General features: G+C 56.8%; 2 protein-coding genes. Both read left to right on the top strand.

What is annotated here, in order from left to right; all coding sequences use genetic code 11:
- Positions 1-264 precede the first annotated feature (264 nt).
- Positions 265-564, top strand: a complete 300-nt coding sequence (locus AAAC48_RS27650; RefSeq protein ID WP_340657269.1) for an antibiotic biosynthesis monooxygenase — start codon at positions 265-267, stop codon at positions 562-564.
- Between the two features lie 72 nt (positions 565-636).
- Positions 637-1,443 (top strand): Ku protein, encoded by an 807-nt coding sequence (locus tag AAAC48_RS27645; protein ID WP_340657268.1) that lies wholly within the window; start codon positions 637-639, stop codon positions 1,441-1,443.
- The last annotated feature ends 220 nt before the right edge of the window (positions 1,444-1,663 follow it).

Here is a 1,663-nt window from a genome sequence, read left to right as displayed (position 1 = left end):
AAATTGGCTATGCAATGGCCTCTTTCGAGTAGCCGCATAAGACCGGTTTCGGCAGCACGGAGGTCCTCAACGAGAAGCGCGAGCGCGCGCCGAACCGTCGAAAGTGGGTGGAGAACGTGATTGCGAGTCAGACTGTTCCCTGTTGCGCCAAAAAGGTGCATGCTACCGGAAATTGTACCGTTGCGGAACGAGCGTAGTATTCAGTCAATCGATGCTGCCGTATGTCTTTCGAACATGAAATCCAACTTTCAAGGAGGAATGATCATGGTCAAATTCGCCCTTTATGTGCCGCTTGAAGCACGGCCCGGAAAAGAGGAGGAGGTCGCTGCATTTCTCCGTGCGGGACTGCCGCTGGTCAATGAGGAGCCGGGGACCGTCGCATGGTTTGGCGTCCGGTTCGGCAGGACTTCCTTTGCAATCTTCGATGCGTTCCCCGATGAGGATGCGCGGGGTGCACATCTGTCGGGCAAGGTTGCGGCGGCGCTCATGGCGCGGGCGGACGAACTCTTTGCCGCCCCGCCGCAGATAAACAAGCTGGACGTCGTGGCGGCAAAGCTGCCTTGAACCAAGGCCGGTTACCGGGAACCAAACTCCTGCAGGACCGTTCACGCCAATCGCAAGGGGAAAGTGTCTTTCATGGCTCCACGCTCATTCTGGAAGGGGTATCTCAAGCTCTCGCTGGTAACTTGTCCTGTGGCAATGTCGCCGGCGACCACGGACGAGGAAAAGATACGTTTCCACACGCTCAACCGGAAAACCGGCAACCGCGTCGTCAGCCAGTATGTCGATTCGGTGAGCGGCAAACCCATCGATGAGGACGACGAGGTAAAAGGCTATCAGCGCGGCGAAGACGAATATGTCATGCTCGAGGATGACGAGATCAGTGCAGTGGCGCTCGAAAGCACGCGCACGATCGATATCGAAATGTTCGTGCCACGCGAGAGCATTGACTGGATCTGGTACGACAAGCCGCATTATCTGACGCCGGACGATCCCGTGGGCGAAGAAGCCTTTTCGGTCATACGCGGCGCCATGGAGGCAACTGGCAGGGTCGGTATCTCGCGACTCGTCATGTATCGGCGCGAACGGGCGGTGATGCTTGAGCCGCGCGGCCTTGGGATAGTGCTGTGGACGTTGCGCTACGGTGATGAGGTGCGCGACCGCGATGCCTATTTCGGCGACATCCAGAATGGTAAAACTGACCCCCAGCTCATGACGCTGGTGAAAACATTGATCGACGAGCGGACGAAGCCCTGGGACCCGAAGATGGTGGACGATCCGGTACAGGATCGCCTGCTTGAAATCATAGCTGCGAAAAAGAAGGGCAAGAAACGGCCCGCCGCAAAGGCAATAGAGCCCGAGCCATCCAGCAATGTCATCAACATTATGGACGCCCTGCGCAAGAGCATTGCAAGTGAAAGCAAGCCAAAAAAGAAGCGCTAGAGCAAATGTTGCCTATTTAGAGCCGGAAACCCAGCCGTTGGTTTGCTTGGCAAACCTACAAGCTTTCAAACCCGCTGGTCGAATTGACCGCATTTCGAGAGAAATGCGGTTCGACCAGTGGGCCAGGCGAATTCGGGCCAAATCCACCGGGCTTTAGCATCGTGCGATGCAAAGGCATCGGCCTCGCCAAACCCCTTGACCTTGTCCGCGTATTCCCTCC

This window comes from Phyllobacterium sp., from assembly GCF_037994405.1.
In the GTDB taxonomy this organism is placed as follows: domain Bacteria; phylum Pseudomonadota; class Alphaproteobacteria; order Rhizobiales; family Rhizobiaceae; genus Phyllobacterium.
The sequence above is the reverse complement of the archived record's forward strand: the minus strand, read 5'-3'. Positions and strand labels throughout refer to the sequence as shown.

What these genes read in the sequence shown, in the direction of transcription:
- AAAC48_RS27650 (WP_340657269.1), top strand. Translation starts at nt 265, where the DNA reads ATGGTCAAATTCGCCCTTTATGTGCCGCTTGAAGCACGGCCCGGAAAA.
- AAAC48_RS27645 (WP_340657268.1), top strand. Translation starts at nt 637, where the DNA reads ATGGCTCCACGCTCATTCTGGAAGGGGTATCTCAAGCTCTCGCTGGTA.